Source organism: Bacteroides sp. UBA939, from assembly GCF_002293435.1.
Lineage (GTDB): Bacteria > Bacteroidota > Bacteroidia > Bacteroidales > Bacteroidaceae > Bacteroides.
In genome coordinates, this window is record NZ_DBDF01000146.1 from 2,206 (window position 1) to 22,378 (window position 20,173).

Below are 20,173 nucleotides of genomic sequence, written 5' to 3' on the forward strand. Positions count from 1 at the left end.
ATTATCATTCATCGTATAAACTAATTATGAACATCTACTTACATTTATTATTTTATATAGCAAAAGTAGTGCATTTGTATCACGCTTACAAGAAGAATAGATTTTTTCATGTGGGTATCTTTATATACTACGGTATAAAGAGAGACATTTTGTCATCATAAATCACTTTTTAACTGCAAATATGTCGGCAATGGCTCGTTGGCAAATCTTTTGCGCCCGATTAAGTGTTATTAAAAACAAGAATAAAAAGGAGATATAAGATATGAACTTTAACAATTTTACCATTAAATCGCAAGAAGCCGTGCAAGAGGCTCTGAATCTGGCCAAAAGTCGGGGACAACAAGCTATCGAGCCGGTTCATGTAATGCAAGGAGTGATGAAGACAGGTGAAAATGTCATCAACTTCATCTTCCAGAAATTGGGCATAAACGGGCAACAGCTCGCACTTGTGCTCGACAGACAGACCGATTCCCTGCCGAAAGTTTCGGGAGGTGAGCCTTATCTGAGCCGTGAAACGAACGAGGTTTTCCAGAAAGCCACTCAGTATTCCAAAGACATGGGGGACGAATTTGTGTCATTGGAAAGTCTGCTATTGGCATTGCTGACTGTGAAAAGTACGGTTTCTACTATCCTGAAAGATGCGGGCATGACAGAGCGTGAACTCCGTGGAGCTATCACAGAGTTGAGGAAAGGAGAAAAAGTGACTTCTCAATCCAGCGAAGATACTTACCAGTCACTCGAAAAGTACGCTGTCAATCTGAACGAAGCCGCCCGGAGCGGCAAGCTCGATCCGGTTATCGGACGTGACGAAGAAATCCGCCGTGTGCTGCAAATCCTAAGTCGCCGCACCAAAAATAATCCTATATTAATAGGTGAACCGGGAACCGGTAAGACTGCCATCGTGGAAGGACTTGCCCATCGTATTCTGCGTGGTGATGTGCCTGAGAACCTTAAGAACAAGCAAGTGTACTCGTTGGATATGGGCGCTCTGGTTGCAGGTGCGAAATACAAAGGCGAGTTTGAAGAACGGCTGAAAGCCGTTATCAATGAAGTGAAGAAATCAGAAGGAGATATTATTCTGTTTATTGATGAGATTCACACCCTGGTTGGAGCCGGAAAGGGAGAGGGTGCAATGGATGCTGCCAATATTCTAAAACCTGCCCTGGCGCGTGGTGAACTGAGAAGCATAGGCGCTACCACCCTTGACGAGTATCAGAAATATTTCGAAAAGGACAAGGCGTTGGAACGCCGTTTCCAGATCGTATATGTAAATGAACCCGATACGCTGAGTACAATCTCCATCTTGCGCGGATTGAAGGAGCGTTACGAAAACCATCACCATGTACGGATTAAGGACGATGCCATCATTGCTGCCGTAGAACTGAGCAACCGCTATATCACGGATCGTTTTCTGCCCGATAAGGCTATCGACCTGATGGATGAAGCCGCTGCCAAGTTGCGCATGGAGGTAGATTCCGTTCCTGAAGAACTGGATGAGATTTCGCGTAAAATCAAGCAGTTGGAGATTGAACGTGAAGCCATCAAGCGTGAGAATGACAAGCCGAAACTGGAACTGATAGGTAAGGAACTTGCCGAACTGAAGGAGCAGGAACAATCATACAAGGCCAAATGGCAGAGTGAGAAGACCTTGGTGAACAAGATTCAGCAAAATAAAGTTGAAATCGAAGACCTGAAGTTCGAGGCCGATAAAGCCGAACGCGAAGGTGATTACGGTAAAGTAGCCGAAATTCGTTACGGCAAGTTGCAGGCATTGAATAAGGAAATTGAGGATACGCAACAGGAACTCCGTACCATGCAAGGCGACAAAGCCATGATTAAGGAGGAGGTAGATGCTGAGGATATTGCCGATGTAGTATCTCGCTGGACGGGTATCCCGGTCAGTAAGATGTTGCAAAGTGAGAAGGACAAGTTGTTGCACCTGGAAGACGAGTTGCATCAGCGCGTCATTGGACAAGATGAGGCTATCAGGGCTGTTGCCGATGCCGTACGCCGTAGCCGGGCGGGTCTGCAAGACCCGAAACGCCCGATTGGTTCGTTTATTTTCCTTGGCACCACCGGTGTGGGTAAAACGGAACTTGCCAAAGCGCTTGCCGAGTTTCTGTTCGACGATGAATCAATGATGACGCGAATCGACATGAGCGAATATCAGGAAAAACATAGTGTATCGCGTCTGGTAGGAGCGCCTCCGGGATACGTCGGCTACGATGAAGGCGGTCAGTTGACCGAAGCCATCCGGCGCAAACCTTATTCCGTTGTATTGTTCGACGAAATAGAGAAGGCCCATCCGGATGTATTCAATATTCTGCTGCAAGTATTGGACGATGGACGACTGACAGACAATAAGGGGCGTGTGGTAAACTTCAAGAATACCATTATCATCATGACTTCCAATATGGGAAGCGCCTATATTCAAAGTCAGATGGAGAGGTTGAACAGCGCCAACAAGGAACAAGTGATAGAAGAGACGAAAAAGGAAGTCATGAATATGTTGAAAAAGAACATTCGTCCGGAGTTCCTGAACCGTATTGATGAAACAATCATGTTCCTGCCCTTAACTGAAGATGAAATCAAGCAAATCGTAGTACTCCAAATAGAAAGTGTACAAAGAATGCTTGTTCAGAATGGCGTGGAATTGATATTGACTGACGATGCCATAGAGTTTCTGACCAAGGTAGGGTATGATCCTGAGTTTGGCGCTCGCCCTGTGAAACGTGCTATCCAGCACTATGTGCTGAATGATTTATCAAAAAAATTGTTATCTCAGGAAGTAAATCGCAGCAAACCGATTACGGTAGATACTGCCGGCGACGGATTAGTATTCAGGAACTAAACCTGAAAACAGATAAAACGAAAGTGAGAGTATTAAAGGTAAGAGATACTCTCACTTCACAAATAATGCGGCTAATGCAGATTATTTTTAATTTCAATCTGCGTTAGCCGCATTATTTATGATAGATGTTCAATCGCTTAATCTGCGGTAGTCTCTTCCGCATCTCCCGTTTCAGGAGCATTCTCAAAATCAGTCATCCCGCAAGATACCAACAAATTATACCAAGAGATAAGTTTTTTGATATCCGTAAGATATACACGGTCACGATCAAAAGTCGGTAATACTTCTTCCAGATAAGCGCGAAGTTCATCAGGAGTGGCCTTCTTGATATCCATTGCAACGGCGACACCATTCTCTTTCTTCTTCATGGCAAGCAGCACATCTTTCAAAGGAACATCATCCGTATCCGTGTACATGGCGATATCTCCCAATGAGATAATCTTCTCGCTACCATGAGCGGGGAAGCGTTTTTTGTCGATGAGGGATTCAACAATCAGCATATTTCGACCTTGTGAAACGAGCTTATACAATCCGGGTTTGCCGGAGATAGACAAAATAGTCTTTAACATAGTGTATTCTATTTTTTATTAGTAATATTTTCTTTTTCGGTGGGCAAAGATAATGCAAAGCCGAAGCAAAAGCAAATTTATTTGTTCTCAACGAGGCATAGTCTTTCTTCGTTTTAACGAAAGTAAGCACTATTTCCGGATATAGAAGCTATTATTTTCAAAACCTGAGGAATCAATGGGCTTTCACCGTCGTTTATAATCACAAAATCGGCATGGGTACGTTTTTCTTCATCACTCATCTGACTGCGGATGCGACGTTCTACCAACTCGCGCGAAGATTTATCCCGCTGTATGGCACGTGCAATGCGTAGCTCTTCGGGAGCATAAACCATGATTACTGCATCTACCTCACCGGCAAAGCCCGATTCAATGAGAATGGCTGATTCCATACCTACCACAGGATAAGAGGCATGGCGTTCCACCCATCGGCGAAAATCATCTCGTACGCGTGGGTGAATAATAGCGTTTACCGTATGTATATGTTCGGGATTATCAAAAATATAAGAAGCGAGCAAAGACTTGTTAAGTTCGCCACGAACATAAACTTCTTCGCCCAGAAGGGCTATCAATTCACAGCGGATAAAAGTATCCGCAACCGTCAGACGCTTCGATTCCTTATCCGAAATGTAAACGGGGATACCCATTGTTCCCAACAATCGGGATACCACGCTTTTCCCGCTGCCGATTCCACCCGTTATGCCGACTTTAATTGTCATATCCGGAAGATACTTGCTCAATCAAAAAGTCCACTTGCTCCGGATTAATACGTATCCGGTTCACTCCTTTAGGAAATGTGTTCAGCTTCACGGTATATTTATCCGAACCGAGTTTCAGCAGTTCCTCGTAAGAAACATTAATGTGAAAGTCATTCTCATTGATTTGGCGAAAACGGCTCAAGCCAACCTGGAAGGTAACATTTACCTTTGAAGGGAAAGCACGCAACGCTTTGCCGGCTGGGAAATTAACTCCACGCAGAGGTACTTCGACCGTTTTCTCCGTATAAATATCTACCGGGAAAACCATTTCAACTGACGACGGTACAAATTTTATTCCTTTTTGCGCAAGTAAGGGTATTTGTTGTTTTAGTGTATCGGAAATATTTATCAGATTTACTTTCTGTGTATAGGCTACGGTTATCGTATCCAACATTTCAGCCGGTGCGTAAGCCAATACTGAATCCGGACGACAAATAGTGTCCGGAATATAATACTGCCGACCGGCGCTTACTACTCCCTGCAACCTGACCGGAAGCAGTTTGGATGTTCCCGTTGAATAAATATATTCCAATGTATCAGGCGTTACGGAAAGTAGCTTCGTAGAAACATTCAACTGGCTGAGCAACTTTTTCTCGAACTGCGAAGAATAGATTCGTACATGATTATTGTTCCTGTTATAATCGGAAAAGTCCAGAGTTAGAGGAAAGAAACTCTTTCCGAGCATGTAATTCAACAGTACCGTACCCTTATCTCTCACACGGATACGTAATTCCGAAGGAGGTTCCGAAGTAATCACTACATTATTGGGTACACCTTTGAGTCGGACAGGAATAGAGAACTCCGTTTCGTAGTCGTTGTTTAATGTTTGAAGCAACCAAAATCCGCCGGCTATGAAGAAAAAGAATAAAAAAATTAAGAACTCCCTGCTCTTATCACTGAGCAGGAAATCCTTAAACTTTCTCGCTGTTTTTAAATATATGCGTCTTATGTTCCTACGTTCAAACATAGGCTCGCTTTTCTATTCGGAATTATTTAGCTGTCTGATTGCTACTGTTAGCATCAGCGGCAGCGGCGAATACAGAGTTCTTATCTATTCTGATCTTAACGTTAGAAGCGATTTCAAGAATCACATCATTGTCGTTAATCTCTTTGATAACCCCATGGATGCCACCTGCAGTAATCACTTTCTGATTTACTTGAAGCGATTTACGGAAGTTTGCAATCTCTTTCTGCTTCTTGTTTTGCGGGCGAATCATGAAAAAGTACATGATAGCGAACATGGCAATCAGAAGAATCCACATCATGTTACTACCTCCCGGAGCAGCGGGGGCTGCCTGCAATAATACGGTCATTAAGTTCATAAATTATTCGTTTTTAGTTTTTAATACTCAACAAAGCTATTATTTTTTTGTTAATTTGCCTTCTTTTTTTAATTGATTAACTATTCCATCCAAAGTACCGTTTACGAAGCTTCCGCTCTTTACCGTACTATAAATTTTAGCAACCTCTACATACTCATTCAACGAAACACTGATTGGAATGTTGGGAAAACTAAGAATCTCTGCCAATGCACATTGCATAATTACTACATCCATAAAAGCAACACGCTCCAAATCCCAGTTGCGTGTATTCTCACTGATAAGGTGACGATAGTAATCGCAATTCAAAATTGTACGACGGAAAAGGCGACGGGCAAACTCCCGGTCTTCATCATCTTTAAATTCCGGCAGTAATTCTTGATTAGCTCCATTCTTCTCTTCGAAACGCTTAATCGTTTTCATCACAAAGGTGTCTACTATTTCCTTATCATCGTTCCAGTAAAGACTCTGGTCTTCCAATAAAGTATCTAATGCCGTATTATTTAAAATAAGCGTCTTATAGAGTTTTCTCCATAATTCACGGTCTGCCTCATACGATTTTTCAGACGAAGCCATATACTCTTTATAAGTATCGGAAACTATGATCTGCTCATACAAGTTTTTGATGAAATCCTCGTCGTTGTCCCACGAACGTTTCTGGTTGGCAGAAAAGTCCAACAACTGTTTGTTCACTTCTAACTGTGAAATGAACTGATTTTCCACGAATTTCAAGTTTGGATACAACTCCTCGGCAGTGGGAGCTAATTTGGCTTTTGCCGCGTCGATACGTTTTTGTGCGTAGTTCGTCAAAGCTACCATCAGAATCAGCAAGTAATTGTAAAGGTCATACGCCTTGGATAGGCTAAAGAATAACTCTTTCTCCGCTGAGTCTAAATTTTTACTTCCGTTCTGATAATAAGCATACACAATTTGTATAATCTTAAGACGAATAAGAACTCTGTTAATCATAAATTTATTAATCAATACTGTTGTTAACGAGATGCAAAAGTAGGCATTTTTAATGAGTTTACACAAATAAATCACATTTTTTAATGCGGATATTCATTATCTGGGCTTTTTCTTTTGACAGTTTAAAAAAAATCGTCACTTTTGATGCCGATTACAACTTGAAACATAGGAAAATGGAAGATTTAAAGAAAAAAAACGGAGTGGACATAAATGAGAAGGAGATTGTATTCTCTAAATCGATTAAGGCGGGGAAACGAATCTACTATCTGGATGTAAAGAAGAACAAAAAAGATGAAATGTTTCTCGCTATTACCGAAAGTAAGAAAATTACCACAGGTGAAGGAGACGGTGCACTGGTAAGTTTTGAAAAGCATAAAATCTTCTTGTATAAAGAAGATTTTGAAAAGTTCATGGCTGGTATGAATGCGGCTATCAATTTCATCAATCAAACCGAGGCAATGGAAACTGTCGGCGAAATGCAAGACGAGACCAAAGAAGACGCTGAAGTAGTATCCGATAACATAGCCGGAATGAATGAAAACGGAATGGATTTGGATGGAGAAATTGATATAGATATTGATTTTGAAGAATCAATTCTTTGATAATTCAAAAAGAAGCTGTACTTTTGCACCGCTTTTTTGCAACATCATGTGGATATCCACATCGTGTGATGGTGAATTAAGCAACAAACAACTTAATTTAGAGTAACACAAAAAATTTAAGAAAATGAAATCAATTGAAGTAAAAGGTACTGCAAGAACTATTGCAGAACGTTCTTCGGAACAGGCTAGAGCTTTAAAAGCTATTCGTAGGGACAATGGTGTACCCTGTGTCTTGTATGGAGCAGGTGAAACAGTTCACTTCACTGTACCTGTAGATGGTTTGCGTAATTTGGTATATACTCCGCATATCTATGTCGTGGATTTGATTATTGATGATAAAAAAGTAAATGCCATTTTGAAGGATATTCAATTCCATCCGGTAAAAGATGCAATTCTGCACGTTGATTTCTATCAGATTGATGAAGCTAAACCTATTGTAATAGAAGTTCCGGTACAAATGGAAGGTTTGGCAGAAGGTGTAAAAGCCGGTGGTAAACTGGTGTTGCAGATGCGTAAGCTGAAAGTGAAAGCATTGTATAACGTTATTCCTGAGAGACTGAATATCAACGTTGCTCATCTGGGTTTAGGCAAGACTGTGAAAGTAGGAGAGTTAAGCTTCGAAGGTCTGGAATTAATGAATGCAAAAGAAGCTGTGGTATGTGCCGTTAAGTTGACTCGTGCTGCGAGAGGTGCTGCAGCTGCCGGCAATTAATCAGATTTCTTTTAAGAAAACAGCATAAATCAGGAACGCGGATTAACGCAGATGACGCAGATTTCATTAATCCGCGGAAAGCTGCGATAATCCGCGTTCTTTGTTATAGATAATTTCTCAAAAAAATGAAATATTTAATTGTGGGATTGGGGAACATAGGTCCTGAATATCACGAGACCCGCCACAACATAGGTTTCATGGTAGTGGATGCGTTGGCAAAAGATGCCGGCGTTAGTTTTAGTGACAAACGTTACGGCTTTACTGCTGCTCTATCCATAAAAGGACGCCAACTTTTGTTGCTAAAACCTTCTACATTCATGAATCTCAGTGGAAATGCTGTACGCTATTGGATGCAGAAAGAAAATATTCCATTAGAAAATGTGCTGATTATAGTGGATGATTTGGCATTGCCTTTTGGAACGCTGCGACTGAAAGGGAGGGGTAGTGATGCCGGACACAACGGTTTGAAGCATATCGCTACTATTCTGGGTACGGAAAACTATGCCCGGTTACGTTTCGGTATCGGTAATGATTTTCTTCGTGGAGGACAAGTTGACTATGTATTGGGACACTTCACTGATGAAGATCGGAAGCTTATGGGCGAACGATTAAAAACTGCAGGAGAAATCATTAAAAGTTTCTGTCTGGCAGGACTTGATATTACAATGAATCAATATAACAAAAGGTAAATCCAGCTTACTAATCAACAATATGGGCGAAGCAAGAATTGACAAATGGATGTGGGCTGTGCGTATTTTTAAAACGCGTACTATTGCCGTCGAAGCATGTAAGAAAGGACGTATCTTTATCAACGGAGCGTTGGCAAAAGCTGCTCGTACCGTGAAACCGGGCGATGTGATACAGGTGCGTAAACCACCTGTTACTTACTCTTTTAAGGTGCTGCAGGCTATTGAAAAGCGTGTTGGTGCCAAGCTTGTTTCGGAAATGATGGAAAATGTAACTACTCCTGACCAATATGAATTATTAGAGATGAGTCGCGTCAGTGGTTTTATAGATAGAGCTAAAGGTACCGGACGTCCTACAAAAAGAGACCGCAGAACTTTGGAAGAGTTTACCACACCGGAGTTTATGGACGATTTTGATTTCGACTTTGATTTTGAGGAAGAAAATAAAGATAAATAACAGGTATAGGGCTAACGCATTAGAACACTATGAATGAGAAGAAGATTAAATGGGGGTTTATCGGTTGCGGAGAAGTGACCAAGTATAAAAGTGGACCTGCTTTCCAAAAAGTTGAAGGATCGGAAGTTGTTGCTGTCATGAGCCGTGATGGCGCAAAGGCTAAAGCTTATGCTGAGGAAAGAGGAATTCCAAGATGGTACAATGACGCCCAGGAACTGATTGATGATGAAGAGGTGAATGCGATATATATTGCCACTCCTCCTTCTTCACATGCTACTTATGCCATCATGGCAATGAAAGCCGGCAAGCCTGTTTATATAGAAAAACCCATGGCGGTGACTTACGAAGAGTGTTGCCGCATTAATCGTATCTCGAATGAAACAGGTGTTCCATGTTTCGTTGCTTATTATCGTCGTTATTTGCCGTACTTCCTAAAAGTAAAGGACTTAATAGAGAAAGGTATAATAGGCAATATCATCAATGTACAAATACGATTTGCCCAACCTCCGCGTGATTTTGATTACAATAAAGAAAATCTTCCGTGGCGTGTACAACCGGATATTTCCGGAGGTGGTTATTTCTATGACCTGGCTCCGCATCAGATTGATTTGTTGCAGGATATGTTCGGTTGTATTCTTGAAGCCTTTGGCTGTAAAAGCAATCGTGGCGGATTATACTTTGCCGAAGATACCCTGAGCGCATGTTTTCAGTTCGACAGTGGATTGGTAGGTAGCGGTTCCTGGTGTTTTGTAGCACATGATTCTGCATGTGAAGATCACATTGAAGTAATTGGTGATAAGGGGATGATCCGCTTTTCCGTATTTGACTATGCCCCCATTGTCTTACATACGGAAAAAGGAAAAGAAGAAATTCGGGTAGAGAATCCGGAACACGTGCAACAACCGCTTATTCAAGCCGTAGTCAATCATCTTCTGGGCAAGTCCGTTTGCACTTGCGATGGAGCAAGTGCAACTTTGACGAACTGGACGATGGACAAAATCCTTAATAAGATATAAAGTATAACTTAGAGCCTGTTTAAATTTTCCTCAAAAATAACTCTCAAAACAATGCTGAGCAAAATTTAAACAGACCCTTATATTACCAAAGATTTTTTTTCACAGCTTCAATCAATTCCTGATATTCAGCATCTGTCAGATATACTTTTCCCGGGTTCATTTGGAATGTACCTCCATAGTCGGGTCCATCTATATACTTCGGTGCCAGGTGGAAATGGAGATGTGACAATTTATCGGAATAAGCGCCATAGTTAATCTTTTCCGGATTAAATGCTTTCTGCATGGCTCTGGTCACACAGGTTACATCTTTCATAAAAGCATTGCGATCTTCATCACTCAGCTCGTTCAAATCGTTGACATGGTCTTTGTAAGCCACTAAGCAACGACCTTTATAGGTTTGTTCTTTAAACAAAAACGCGCGGGATACACTCAGTTGGGCAAATTCAATCATCAGATTGTGCAGTGTCTCATTGTTTTGACAATACAGACATTCTTTCGGATCACTTTTCATGATATTCTTAATTTCTAATTTATAATTTACGGAGCAAAGATAAGCTTTCATAGCACAAATTATTGTGATGCAACAAACTTTTTTTCCTTCAATCTTGTTGAGACTATATTCTATCACTTTAAATATATCAATATGCAAGAAAGTAGAGAAATCCGAGAAGAGCGAAATGAAGAAAAATTAGCTCATGGTAATTGGATAATGGCAGAGTTTTATGCAACCTGGTGTCCCCATTGCAAACGGATGCATCCTATCGTAGAAGAATTTAAAAAATCAACGGACGGAATTGTTGAAGTAATACAAATTGATGTTGACCAGGAAGAAGCTCTTGCTGATTTGTACACAATAGATACCGTACCTACTTTTATATTAATGAAAGGAGGTGAACAACTTTGGAAACAGTCGGGAGAACTGACTCTGAGAAAGTTAGAAAAGGTAGTGAGAGATTTTAAATCTTGAAATACTTATCAGGGTTTATGGGATTTTTTAGGAATAACCAAAAACTTTCGCTGCATGATTTTTTTTGTCTTTAAGAATTAGTTGCTTCATTGCCCGATAATGGCAAATAGTATTTGAATCAGTTATAAAGGCTTCCTGATAACAATTTATATTTGACACTAAAGTTTGTTGTTTTATAATAAAAGTCTATTTCTTTCTTTTATAACTGCTCATTCAGATAATCAGTTATACTGTCTTCCCGCTCCAGATCAAACTTTTTGCGCAAGCGATAACGGATGGTTTCTACACCACGGACTGAGATATTCAACAATGGAGCAATCTCTTTGGTAGAGAGATTCATCTTTAAATAGGCGCACATCATACGCTCATTATTAGATAGACTGGGGTGCTTGGCATACAACCGCTTCATGAAATTGTTATGAATAAGATCGAACTGCTCTTCGATACGTTTCAAAACCTCATCACTCTGGATGTTGGAGTCAATTTTACCGTTAATAACTAAAAGAAGTTGCTTGCCTTCGCGGGCGCCTTCGCCTTTCAGAGAGGAAGCTACCTTAAATATCTCCGATTTGATTTCTGTCAACATTTCGTTTTTACGCACGAAATTGATCATGAGATTTGCCATCTCCTGGCTTTTATGTTGGAGATCATACTCCAGCTTTTCCTTTTCCAATTGCATAATCTGTTTCTCGCGACGATCCTTTTCTGCCTCAAATGCTTCTTCCATTTCATGCATTTTTTTATCTTTTTCCACAACAGCCTGTTCTTTTTTCCGTTTTACGCGAATATCGTCCCAACGATATAGATACCACAGAGCCAATAATGCAAGGATAAAATAACAGATATATGCAGCAACACTGCGATACCACGGCGGAAGAATTCTGAAAGAGAGTTCGTCCGATGAGGTTGTACCATCCTGATAGATAACTTTTACTTCAAAGGTGTAGTCACCTTCGAACAGGTTACTGTATTCTTTGGTACGAACCGAAGTATAATCCGACCAAGCCCCCTTATTCAAACGATACTGGAAACGAACATCGTCGCCACTCATGGCAAAAAGTACAAGGCTATAATCAAAACGAACGGAATTTGACGTGTAACTTATATCAAGAGATGGTTTTTCTCCAAGAAAATTGGCCGTATATACCAGTGAGTCTCTGGGATAAGTGAGATACATATTCTTTATATACATAGAATGAGTCAGCTCTTGCCGGTGCTTTATTTCGGGAACAGTAAATAAAGCAAAGCCATCTTCATTGGGTATTATCATGAGCGAATCGGACAAAGGAATAATTGATTCAAAAGTCGGTACCAGCTCAAGTAAAGGTTGGCGGATAGGATTTATACTGGTATTGGCGCCTCTCTTGTAGGTTCCCAGATTAGCGATGCAAATTTCATGAGAACTCAAACTGATAAGGCGGTCGTGATACTCCAACAAGCGAGTATATGGAGCCGCACCATTCAATAGATTATTAAGGTCGTTGCATGGTTCCATCATATCCTTATGAATGTTATACTTATATATACCATGAGGAGTGGCAAAATAAACACGCCCTTCTACTTTGACAACATAAATGTTACGTTCTTCCGGAAATCCTTCTTCAACGCCATAATGTTTTATACTGATTAGACGGGTTAAATCTTCACTTAGCTTTATACGGATGACGGAATCAAAGTTATAAACCCACAGAATTTCGTCAGACTCTTGTTCGAATATGCGTGCTGAATCGGAGAAACCATCTATTTTGCAAAGCATACGCCATTTCCCCGCTTGCTTTTCAAAAAGGTAAATGCCATTGTACACACCGACAAACATCTTGTCCGGATGTCCCATCACTTCCTGGCAGTACCATGCTCCGGTAATATCCGCAATTCTCTGCATACTAAGCCCCTTTATCTGAAAAATACCGCGATCGTGTAAACAAAACAGTTCATCACCAATCTTACAAAGATTCCACACCTGGCCGCTGGACTGATTGATGGGGTGTATATAAGGAAGATTACCATTCAACTTTACCGGATAAGAAGTGTAATAAAGTCCACGATTTGTACCCAAATACAAATAACCGTCTGCTACAGCAGCCGTATATCCCGTACCGTAAGAATGTGGATAGGAATAGAGAGTGGTAAAAGGGGAACTCAAACAAACGTAGTCGATTCCGCTATCCAGACCAGCCCATAGATTTCCTTGATCATCAAAAGCGACAGATAAGACTGTATTATTACGCAATCCATTGTTCTCATTGAAGTATTTTAGATTCATGGAAGCGCAATCAATCAACAGTAGGCCTCTATGAATAGTCCCCAACGCAATTTTATCACCCTGAGCCGCAACACAGAAGATTTCATTCTCACGCATAAAGTCTTCAGCGCCCGTAATAAAAGGTACCGTAGTATGTCCATTGCAATAAAACAAACCATCATACGCTGTAACTACAATAACACCTCCTTCTCTATGAGGGATAATGCCGCGAATCCGGTTGGCTGCCAAAGAATCCGCACCCTGCAAAGGGAAAAAAGTATTCCCTACTAATACCCAGACTCCACGGTCGGTCCCTATATAAAGGATACCATTCACCATATTTGAGCAGTCTATCTTGGCATTCATCTCAATAGTAGTATATTTACCATTCAGGTACTTCACGACTCGATCATCACCTTGTATATACAGTATATTGTCGGCTTCATGGATTCCCCAGATATTGCCAAGAAAACGAACATCACTATCCAGCGAGTCAGACATACAATGATAAACCAACCTGCCGTCCGCTTCCGGTTCGTAATAGCCAAACTCGTTAATGCCACCTGCATAAATTCTCTTTTGCGTGGTAGATGCCAATATGGAACGTACGTCAGAAAAGTTGTTCATGGGAAATATCGTCCAGGTATTCCTGTCAAATTGCACCATACCATTTTTATTGGCGAAATACACATATTGATCATTGTAAGGAGCTATCTGCCAGGTTTGTGCCCCCTTACCATACGCACTTTTATCAAAGTTTACAATGAAATTATTCCAATCGGCAAACGCTTTGCCGAAAGGGAACAGGAGAGCAAAAATGAGAGTAAGATATAAAGTGCAAAATCGTATCCGTATCATCATAATCCTAATTTTAGGAAACAAAGCTATTACTTTTTTATGAAAAACAAACAAAAAGGAGACATATTCATAATGAATACATCTCCTATTTGAGCCTCTTGTCGGATTCGAACCAACGACCCCGAGATTACAAATCACGTGCTCTGGCCAGCTGAGCTAAAGAGGCGGGTGGGTAAGCTTGCTATATCGCGCCGCTACAACCTACTACCTTTGCTGCGATCAAGCCCTGGAGGATTCGAAGGGAGCTGGCCGTATAGGACTTACCCGTTTTTTCTGATTTGCGGGTGCAAAGGTAGACATTTATATTAAACGTGCAATACTTTACCTGAACTTTTTTCAACTTTAACAAGAATACCGAGGGTTACAAACAATATTATTTATACCTTTGCAGCATTATTTCTAAAGTAAGATGACAGAAAACAAAGGTTATTTACAACGATATGCCATGTTATCCGGTACTTATCTTGGTGGATTTTGGATTCTAAAATTTATCCTGTTTCCATTAGGCGTTACTGTACCATTCTTCATCTTCCTTTTTATAGGATTAACCTTATGTGTACCATTTGTGGCCTATTACTATGTTCGTGCATATCGCAATCATGTTTGTAACGGCAGCATTGGTTTTCTTCACGCATGGATTTTCACAGTGTTTATGTATATGTTTGCTGCATTGCTTGCCTCAGTAGCACATTATATATATTTCCGTTTCGTTGACCAGGGATTCATATTGAATGCATACGAAAATCTTCTGAATACCTTTACTGATAAAACTTTGCCGGACATGGATAAATATATCGACTCATTGAAAGAGAGTTTGAATGTATTGCGCTCGCTGTCTCCTATAGATATCACCATGCAGTTGATATCAAAGAATGTGTTTTATGGTACATTGCTTGCGATTCCCACTGCTTTAATGATTTCAACCGTAAACAGAAAATAGTTAAATCTTAAATAAAAAATGGATATTTCAGTTGTCATTCCTTTATATAATGAAGAAGAATCCCTTCCGGAACTGTACGCATGGATTGAACGTGTGATGAAGTCCAATGGTTTTTCATACGAGGTGATTTTCGTAAATGACGGAAGTACCGACCGTTCCTGGAAAATTATCGAAGAACTGAGCCATAAATCCGAAACGGTACATGGTATTAAGTTCCGCCGCAATTACGGTAAGTCACCGGCATTATATTGTGGTTTCGAAAAAGCCCAGGGAGATGTAGTTATCACTATGGATGCCGACTTACAAGACAGTCCGGATGAAATACCCGGATTATACCGGATGATAACAGAAGACGATTATGATGTGGTTTCCGGGTGGAAGAAGAAACGTTATGATCCTATCTCGAAAACTATTCCTACGAAACTGTTCAATGCCACAGCCCGCAAAGTGTCAGGCATTAGGAATCTGCATGACTTTAACTGCGGGCTAAAAGCCTACAAAAAAGATGTGGTGAAGAATATCGAGATATATGGAGAGATGCATCGGTATATTCCCTATCTTGCCAAGAACGCCGGTTTTAATAAAATAGGGGAAAAGGTAGTGCAACACCAAGCCCGTAAATTCGGTAAAACGAAGTTTGGTGGTTGGAACAGATTCTTCAACGGCTACCTGGATTTAATCTCACTGTGGTTCCTCTCTGTCTTTGGAATAAAGCCGATGCACTTTTTCGGACTTCTCGGTTCTCTCATGTTCATTTTGGGATTCATTTCAATAATTATTGTTGGGGTTACCAAATTGTATAATTTATATAGCGGAATGCCCTATCGCTTGGTTACGGATTCTCCCTATTTCTACCTGTCGCTCACAGCCATGATTATTGGAACGCAACTGTTCCTTGCAGGATTTCTCGGTGAACTGATTTCGCGTACTGCTCCCGAACGAAATAAATATCAAATAGAAAAAACTATATAAGGCTATGAAAAAATTAGTAAAACTGGTATTGCTCTTTCTGATTGCCTACCCTGTGACGGGCATCATTTATTCCTGTTCTGAAGAAGAAGACTGTTCAATGAACGCACGCCCTATGATGCTGTGTAACTTCTATACGAAAAATGCAGAAACGGGAGTGGTTGTGAAGGATACTCTTGATTCACTGACAATAACCGTCTACAATAGCGATTCCATTATTCTCAATAATCAGAAAATGGTGCATAGCCTGTCATTGCCACTATGCTATACGGCAGACTCCACAGTGTTGATATTCCACTATAGTGAAGATCCTCAGTTCGGAAAGGACACGATTGTCATTCGTCAAAAGAATACCCCTTATTTCCTGTCAATGGAATGCGGTTATCAAATGAAACAATCAATTACAGGCGAAAGCCACAGTCGTAACCAGTTAGATTCTATTCATATTCAAAATCCAGACGCCGGCATTCATGGAACAGAAAATCTTCAACTCTACTATTATTAGTCTGGCGCTTTGCCTGCTGATAATCTGTCCGATACAGGCACAGAATGAGCCTGCTCCTCCGAGAACGGCTTCTAATTCTTCGCAAACGGAAAAGGAAAAAACAGATGAAGAGACTTTTCCGCTATATAACGGTGTAACTGTAAGCGTGGATTTATGGGGAATAGGAAGCAAAGTACTTGGGGGTGACTTCCTGAGTTCGGAAGTGGCTGTTGATGTCAACCTTAAAAACCGCTTTTTCCCAATCGTGGAAATAGGATATGGAGGTACCGATACCTGGAATGACAAAGGCACGCACTATAAAAGCAATGCTCCCTATTTCCGGATTGGCATGAACTACAATGCTCTTTTCAAAAAGAAATTCAAAAACTATCTGTTTGTCGGTGTACGTTACGCCATGAGTAGTTTCAAATATGACATAACCACTCTTTCGGTGGATGACCCGGCTTATGGCGGAAGTATCGGAAATCCTAATCAAATAGATAATATCTGGGAAGGTAGCGTACCTTTCGATCACAAAGGAATGAAAGGGTCTATGCAATGGTTTGAGTTTTGCGCCGGTATTCGCGCACATATCTGGAAAGACCTGTATATGGGATGGGCATTGCGTATGAAATACCGTATGAAATCATCCGGAGATACCTATGGTGAACCATGGTATGTACCGGGGTATGGCAGAAATTCTTCCAATACAATGGGAGTAACTTATACAATCACTTATAAACTACCACTTTAAACTTATGACTACATTAGAGATTTGGTTGCTTGCATTAGGACTCGCAATGGACTGTTGTGCTGTTTCTATAGTCAGTGGCATCCTTTTGAAACGTATGCAATGGCGCCCCATGCTGATTATGGCTTTTTTCTTCGGACTGTTCCAATCCATCATGCCCCTGCTGGGGTGGATAGGCGCCAGTACTTTCAGCCACTTAATAAAGAATCTGGATCATTGGATTGCTTTTGTTATTCTTGCTTTTCTGGGCGCCCGTATGATAAGAGAGTACTTCAAAGAAGAAGAAAGCAAACAGGAATATGACCCGAAAAAACTGAAAGTAGTGTTGGCGTTAGCCATAGCAACCAGCATTGATGCATTAGCTATCGGAGTGTCATTTGCGTTTTTAGGAATGCGGAACTTTTCAGAAATACTTCCTCCTGTTTCCATCATCGGTTTTGTCTCATTCTCCATGTCGCTCATAGGATTAACGTTCGGCATCCGTTTCGGCTGTGGTGTTGCGCGGAAATTGCGGGCAGAACTCCTGGGAGGTATTATTCTGATTATTATCGGAACCAAAATACTGATCGAACATCTGTTTTTCAGTTAAGCGTCGCTTCTTATGGAAAGGAAAGCACAAAGATATTTTTTATGGGTCGCCCTTCTTGTATTGGGAACAATCTGGATACTTGCCAGCCACAACCGCACGACTCCCTATCAAACGGCAGACGGAATGATATTCGGCACCTATTATCATATCACCTATCAATGTGACAGCGATCTGAAAGCCGAAATAGACAAAGAATTAAAACGCTTTGACGGATCGTTATCCCCTTTCAACGATACAGCCACTATTACACGAGTCAATCGTAATGAGGATATCACACCTGATACTCTTTTCACGAATGTGTTCCGTCGCAGTATGGAGATTTCCAAAGAAACAGATGGGGCGTTTGATATCACCATAGCTCCATTGGCAAATGCCTGGGGCTTTGGTTTCAAGAAAGGAACGTTCCCCGATTCGGTTATGATAGATAGCTTGCTGGAAATCACAGGATATTCAAAAGTAACTTTATCCGAAGAAGGAAAAGTTAGAAAATCGGATGAACGCATAATGCTTTCGTGCAGCGCTATTGCAAAAGGATATGCAGTGGATATAATAAGCCGGTTGCTCGCTAAAAAAGGTATCAGGAATTTCATGGTAGATATAGGCGGAGAGGTTGTTGTACGCGGAGAAAATCCGAAGAAAGATTTGTGGCATATCGGAATAAACAAACCGGTAGACGATACTACGCCAGCCAGCCAGGTATTACAGACGGTACTGAACGTAACAGACGTGGGTATTGCCACTTCCGGAAACTATCGGAACTTCTATTATAAAGATGGGAAGAAATACGCACACACCATTGACCCGAGAACCGGATATCCTGTGCAACACAGTATCCTGTCTGCCACCGTAATAGCGAAGGACTGTATGAGCGCCGATGCCTATGCCACCGCTTTTATGGTAATGGGGCTGGAAGAAGCCGAACGCTTTGCAGATGCACATCCGGACATAAACGCCTACTTCATCTATACGGATAAGAAGGGAGATTTGCAGATGTACTACACCAAAGGAATGAAGCGGTTTGTTGCTTCTAAATAGGGAAATAACGTTACTTGTTTATTTGTAAAACACAAAATATACTGCCAGTATCAGGCAAATAAAAGCCGCAAAATGATTCCAGTGTAATGTTTCCCCTTTAAACAAAAGCGTGGAGAATACCGTGAAGATAACAAGCGTTATTACTTCTTGAATGACTTTTAGTTGCATCAACGAAAAGGGGCCGCCATTGCCTAAAAAGCCGATACGATTTGCCGGTACTTGGCAGGAGTATTCGGCAAGAGCTATCACCCATGAAAATAAAATGACTGCATATAGCGGCCAGTTTGCGATAACTTTCGTTTCTTGCAATTTCAGATGGCCATACCAGGCAAAAGTCATAAAAATGTTAGAGACTATCAACAGTAAGATAGTATAAAAGCCTTTCATTTCGATTATAAATGTTTAAGCGTTGATTAATGAATTTGAATTATCTGTTTTCTGAGGCAGCAGTTCTTCCTGAACATTGGTCATACTTCCCCATAGGCTGTATCGGGCTTCCGGGTTCATTTCTTCCAACTGGTGTAAGATTCCTTTCATGTCACTGCGATGGGACTGCGCCTCATAGGGACAGTTTTTCACTTGCTTGCGATATCCCCGTATCTGTGCCAATTCCACTAAATCGGACTCATGTATCAGGCACATCGGGCGAATAATTGTCATATCAAACTTCTTCATCACCAAGCGTGGCGGCATAGAACTGAATGCTCCCTGGAAAGTAACATTCATCAATAGAGTTTCCAGAATGTCATCCATGTGATGTCCCAGTGCTATTTTATTACAGTTATGTTCCTTGGCTACGGTAAACAAAGCCTTGCGACGATTCCAGGAACACAGAAAGCAGGGAGATTTGCGGGTATCGGTACTGGCGTCGAACTCCGTTTCGTACAAAACAAAAGGTACTCCAAATGATTCCACATAATTACGCAGATACTCTATATCGCTTTGGTAAGGGATATTCCTCATCACAACATGAACTGCCATTATCGAAAACTTCGGTTTATAAACACGGGCACGTTTCGACAATAATTCTACCAGCGCCAAAGAATCTTTGCCGCCGGAAAGTCCAATAAGAATTTTGTCTCCGTCTTCTATCAGACCATACTCCACCATTCCTTTACTAAACCGCTTTTCAATACGGCGGATAGTCTTGTCTTCTCTTGTATATTGCACCATGATATTTGTAGCCTGTAATCTTTGGCGCTGCAAAAGTAAGAAACAGTTTTGACTTAACAAATTCTATCTGCCGCAAACCATTTTGTGTCTCTTTTACAAATTATCTTGTGATGTTTTTGTAACTGTTGACACAAAGCGGTTTGCGAGTTCTGATTTATTTTTCATTTTATCCTTAACCTGCATTATTCATACTGCAGGAGTTAAGAGGTTGTCAGTTTGTCACTTTGTA

At 41.0% G+C, this 20,173-nt stretch carries 22 protein-coding genes and 1 tRNA gene; 13 read left to right on the forward strand and 10 right to left on the reverse strand.

What is annotated here, in order from left to right:
* Positions 1-262: 262 nt before the first annotated feature.
* Positions 263-2,851 carry an ATP-dependent chaperone ClpB gene (clpB, locus tag B2Z67_RS09125; RefSeq protein ID WP_291529514.1) on the forward strand — a complete coding sequence of 863 codons (2,589 nt, stop codon included), beginning with the start codon at positions 263-265 and terminating at the stop codon, positions 2,849-2,851.
* A gap of 137 nt (positions 2,852-2,988) precedes the next feature.
* Here clpB and B2Z67_RS09130 read toward each other — a convergent pair whose 3' ends face one another.
* From B2Z67_RS09130 to nusB, 5 genes are all read right to left on the reverse strand, one after another.
* Positions 2,989-3,420, reverse strand: a complete 432-nt coding sequence (locus tag B2Z67_RS09130) for a DUF5606 domain-containing protein (protein ID WP_291529515.1) — start codon at positions 3,418-3,420, stop codon at positions 2,989-2,991.
* 113 nt (positions 3,421-3,533) lie between these two features.
* Positions 3,534-4,136 (reverse strand): dephospho-CoA kinase, encoded by a 603-nt coding sequence (coaE, locus tag B2Z67_RS09135; protein ID WP_291529516.1) that lies wholly within the window; start codon positions 4,134-4,136, stop codon positions 3,534-3,536.
* Positions 4,126-5,142 carry a YbbR-like domain-containing protein gene (locus B2Z67_RS09140; RefSeq protein ID WP_291529517.1) on the reverse strand — a complete coding sequence of 339 codons (1,017 nt, stop codon included), beginning with the start codon at positions 5,140-5,142 and terminating at the stop codon, positions 4,126-4,128. Before B2Z67_RS09140 ends, coaE begins: the two co-directional genes overlap by 11 nt.
* 22 nt (positions 5,143-5,164) lie before the next feature.
* Positions 5,165-5,497 (reverse strand): preprotein translocase subunit YajC, encoded by a 333-nt coding sequence (gene yajC / locus B2Z67_RS09145; RefSeq protein WP_291529518.1) that lies wholly within the window; start codon positions 5,495-5,497, stop codon positions 5,165-5,167.
* 39 nt (positions 5,498-5,536) lie between these two features.
* On the reverse strand, positions 5,537-6,463 hold the full coding sequence (gene nusB, locus B2Z67_RS09150) for a transcription antitermination factor NusB (RefSeq protein ID WP_291529519.1): 927 nt from the start codon (positions 6,461-6,463) through the stop codon (positions 5,537-5,539).
* Positions 6,464-6,636: 173 nt separating this feature from the next.
* Between nusB and B2Z67_RS09155 the strand changes: the two genes are divergently transcribed.
* From B2Z67_RS09155 to B2Z67_RS09175, 5 genes are all read left to right on the forward strand, one after another.
* Positions 6,637-7,065, forward strand: a complete 429-nt coding sequence (locus tag B2Z67_RS09155; RefSeq protein WP_291529520.1) for a DUF3276 family protein — start codon at positions 6,637-6,639, stop codon at positions 7,063-7,065.
* 124 nt (positions 7,066-7,189) lie between these two features.
* Positions 7,190-7,777, forward strand: a complete 588-nt coding sequence (locus B2Z67_RS09160; RefSeq protein WP_291529521.1) for a 50S ribosomal protein L25/general stress protein Ctc — start codon at positions 7,190-7,192, stop codon at positions 7,775-7,777.
* 125 nt (positions 7,778-7,902) lie between these two features.
* A complete protein-coding gene (gene pth, locus B2Z67_RS09165) occupies positions 7,903-8,466 on the forward strand; it encodes an aminoacyl-tRNA hydrolase (protein WP_291529522.1) in 564 nt (187 codons plus the stop codon).
* A 22-nt stretch (positions 8,467-8,488) separates the two neighbouring features.
* The gene (locus tag B2Z67_RS09170) at positions 8,489-8,920 is read left to right on the forward strand and encodes an RNA-binding S4 domain-containing protein (protein WP_291529523.1); all 432 of its coding nucleotides are present in this window, start codon (positions 8,489-8,491) and stop codon (positions 8,918-8,920) included.
* 29 nt (positions 8,921-8,949) lie between these two features.
* Entirely contained in the window at positions 8,950-9,936 is a 987-nt protein-coding gene (locus tag B2Z67_RS09175) for a Gfo/Idh/MocA family protein (protein ID WP_291529524.1), read from the forward strand.
* Positions 9,937-10,018: 82 nt separating this feature from the next.
* Here B2Z67_RS09175 and B2Z67_RS09180 read toward each other — a convergent pair whose 3' ends face one another.
* Positions 10,019-10,447, reverse strand: a complete 429-nt coding sequence (locus tag B2Z67_RS09180) for an HIT family protein (RefSeq protein ID WP_291529525.1) — start codon at positions 10,445-10,447, stop codon at positions 10,019-10,021.
* 132 nt (positions 10,448-10,579) lie between these two features.
* On the opposite strand from B2Z67_RS09180, the gene B2Z67_RS09185 reads away from it, so the two are divergent.
* Complete coding sequence (locus tag B2Z67_RS09185; RefSeq protein ID WP_291529526.1) at positions 10,580-10,903, forward strand: thioredoxin family protein; 324 nt, start codon at positions 10,580-10,582, stop codon at positions 10,901-10,903.
* A gap of 199 nt (positions 10,904-11,102) precedes the next feature.
* Here the strand turns inward: B2Z67_RS09185 and B2Z67_RS09190 are convergent, their stop codons facing one another.
* Together B2Z67_RS09190 and B2Z67_RS09195 are read right to left on the reverse strand one after the other, a co-directional pair.
* Positions 11,103-14,003, reverse strand: a complete 2,901-nt coding sequence (locus B2Z67_RS09190; RefSeq protein ID WP_291529535.1) for a triple tyrosine motif-containing protein — start codon at positions 14,001-14,003, stop codon at positions 11,103-11,105.
* Between the two features lie 92 nt (positions 14,004-14,095).
* A tRNA-Thr gene (locus B2Z67_RS09195) sits at positions 14,096-14,169 on the reverse strand.
* 243 nt (positions 14,170-14,412) lie between these two features.
* On the opposite strand from B2Z67_RS09195, the gene B2Z67_RS09200 reads away from it, so the two are divergent.
* Genes B2Z67_RS09200 through B2Z67_RS09225 form a run of 6 tightly spaced genes read left to right on the forward strand, consistent with a single transcriptional unit; the run spans position 14,413 to position 18,771 of the window.
* Positions 14,413-14,943 (forward strand): DUF4199 domain-containing protein, encoded by a 531-nt coding sequence (locus tag B2Z67_RS09200; protein ID WP_291529527.1) that lies wholly within the window; start codon positions 14,413-14,415, stop codon positions 14,941-14,943.
* An 18-nt stretch (positions 14,944-14,961) separates the two neighbouring features.
* Positions 14,962-15,915, forward strand: coding sequence for a glycosyltransferase family 2 protein (locus B2Z67_RS09205; protein ID WP_291529528.1), 954 nt, complete (start codon positions 14,962-14,964; stop codon positions 15,913-15,915).
* Positions 15,916-15,919: 4 nt separating this feature from the next.
* Positions 15,920-16,417, forward strand: a complete 498-nt coding sequence (locus B2Z67_RS09210; RefSeq protein WP_291529529.1) for a DUF6452 family protein — start codon at positions 15,920-15,922, stop codon at positions 16,415-16,417.
* A complete protein-coding gene (locus B2Z67_RS09215; protein ID WP_291529530.1) occupies positions 16,383-17,150 on the forward strand; it encodes a DUF6048 family protein in 768 nt (255 codons plus the stop codon). The genes B2Z67_RS09210 and B2Z67_RS09215 overlap by 35 nt, the downstream gene beginning before the upstream one ends.
* A 4-nt stretch (positions 17,151-17,154) precedes the next feature.
* Positions 17,155-17,736, forward strand: a complete 582-nt coding sequence (locus tag B2Z67_RS09220) for a manganese efflux pump MntP family protein (protein ID WP_291529531.1) — start codon at positions 17,155-17,157, stop codon at positions 17,734-17,736.
* Between the two features lie 12 nt (positions 17,737-17,748).
* The gene (locus B2Z67_RS09225; protein WP_291529532.1) at positions 17,749-18,771 is read left to right on the forward strand and encodes an FAD:protein FMN transferase; all 1,023 of its coding nucleotides are present in this window, start codon (positions 17,749-17,751) and stop codon (positions 18,769-18,771) included.
* 18 nt (positions 18,772-18,789) lie between these two features.
* Here B2Z67_RS09225 and B2Z67_RS09230 read toward each other — a convergent pair whose 3' ends face one another.
* Together B2Z67_RS09230 and B2Z67_RS09235 are read right to left on the reverse strand one after the other, a co-directional pair.
* Entirely contained in the window at positions 18,790-19,158 is a 369-nt protein-coding gene (locus B2Z67_RS09230; protein WP_291529533.1) for a DMT family protein, read from the reverse strand.
* Positions 19,159-19,173: 15 nt separating this feature from the next.
* The gene (locus tag B2Z67_RS09235) at positions 19,174-19,944 is read right to left on the reverse strand and encodes an ATP-binding protein (RefSeq protein ID WP_291529534.1); all 771 of its coding nucleotides are present in this window, start codon (positions 19,942-19,944) and stop codon (positions 19,174-19,176) included.
* Positions 19,945-20,173 lie beyond the last annotated feature (229 nt).

Bases quoted from the DNA above. Each gene is read 5' to 3' on its own strand.
- B2Z67_RS09210 (WP_291529529.1), top strand. From the start codon at position 15,920: ATGAAAAAATTAGTAAAACTGGTATTGCTCTTTCTGATTGCCTACCCT.
- clpB (WP_291529514.1), top strand. From the start codon at position 263: ATGAACTTTAACAATTTTACCATTAAATCGCAAGAAGCCGTGCAAGAG.
- B2Z67_RS09225 (WP_291529532.1), top strand. From the start codon at position 17,749: ATGGAAAGGAAAGCACAAAGATATTTTTTATGGGTCGCCCTTCTTGTA.
- B2Z67_RS09130 (WP_291529515.1), bottom strand. From the start codon at position 3,420: ATGTTAAAGACTATTTTGTCTATCTCCGGCAAACCCGGATTGTATAAG.
- B2Z67_RS09230 (WP_291529533.1), bottom strand. From the start codon at position 19,158: ATGAAAGGCTTTTATACTATCTTACTGTTGATAGTCTCTAACATTTTT.
- B2Z67_RS09175 (WP_291529524.1), top strand. From the start codon at position 8,950: ATGAATGAGAAGAAGATTAAATGGGGGTTTATCGGTTGCGGAGAAGTG.
- B2Z67_RS09180 (WP_291529525.1), bottom strand. From the start codon at position 10,447: ATGAAAAGTGATCCGAAAGAATGTCTGTATTGTCAAAACAATGAGACA.
- B2Z67_RS09170 (WP_291529523.1), top strand. From the start codon at position 8,489: ATGGGCGAAGCAAGAATTGACAAATGGATGTGGGCTGTGCGTATTTTT.
- B2Z67_RS09140 (WP_291529517.1), bottom strand. From the start codon at position 5,142: ATGTTTGAACGTAGGAACATAAGACGCATATATTTAAAAACAGCGAGA.
- B2Z67_RS09190 (WP_291529535.1), bottom strand. From the start codon at position 14,003: ATGATACGGATACGATTTTGCACTTTATATCTTACTCTCATTTTTGCT.
- B2Z67_RS09215 (WP_291529530.1), top strand. From the start codon at position 16,383: ATGGAACAGAAAATCTTCAACTCTACTATTATTAGTCTGGCGCTTTGC.
- coaE (WP_291529516.1), bottom strand. From the start codon at position 4,136: ATGACAATTAAAGTCGGCATAACGGGTGGAATCGGCAGCGGGAAAAGC.
- B2Z67_RS09220 (WP_291529531.1), top strand. From the start codon at position 17,155: ATGACTACATTAGAGATTTGGTTGCTTGCATTAGGACTCGCAATGGAC.
- B2Z67_RS09200 (WP_291529527.1), top strand. From the start codon at position 14,413: ATGACAGAAAACAAAGGTTATTTACAACGATATGCCATGTTATCCGGT.
- pth (WP_291529522.1), top strand. From the start codon at position 7,903: ATGAAATATTTAATTGTGGGATTGGGGAACATAGGTCCTGAATATCAC.
- B2Z67_RS09205 (WP_291529528.1), top strand. From the start codon at position 14,962: ATGGATATTTCAGTTGTCATTCCTTTATATAATGAAGAAGAATCCCTT.
- B2Z67_RS09185 (WP_291529526.1), top strand. From the start codon at position 10,580: ATGCAAGAAAGTAGAGAAATCCGAGAAGAGCGAAATGAAGAAAAATTA.
- B2Z67_RS09235 (WP_291529534.1), bottom strand. From the start codon at position 19,944: ATGGTGCAATATACAAGAGAAGACAAGACTATCCGCCGTATTGAAAAG.
- B2Z67_RS09155 (WP_291529520.1), top strand. From the start codon at position 6,637: ATGGAAGATTTAAAGAAAAAAAACGGAGTGGACATAAATGAGAAGGAG.
- nusB (WP_291529519.1), bottom strand. From the start codon at position 6,463: ATGATTAACAGAGTTCTTATTCGTCTTAAGATTATACAAATTGTGTAT.
- yajC (WP_291529518.1), bottom strand. From the start codon at position 5,497: ATGAACTTAATGACCGTATTATTGCAGGCAGCCCCCGCTGCTCCGGGA.
- B2Z67_RS09160 (WP_291529521.1), top strand. From the start codon at position 7,190: ATGAAATCAATTGAAGTAAAAGGTACTGCAAGAACTATTGCAGAACGT.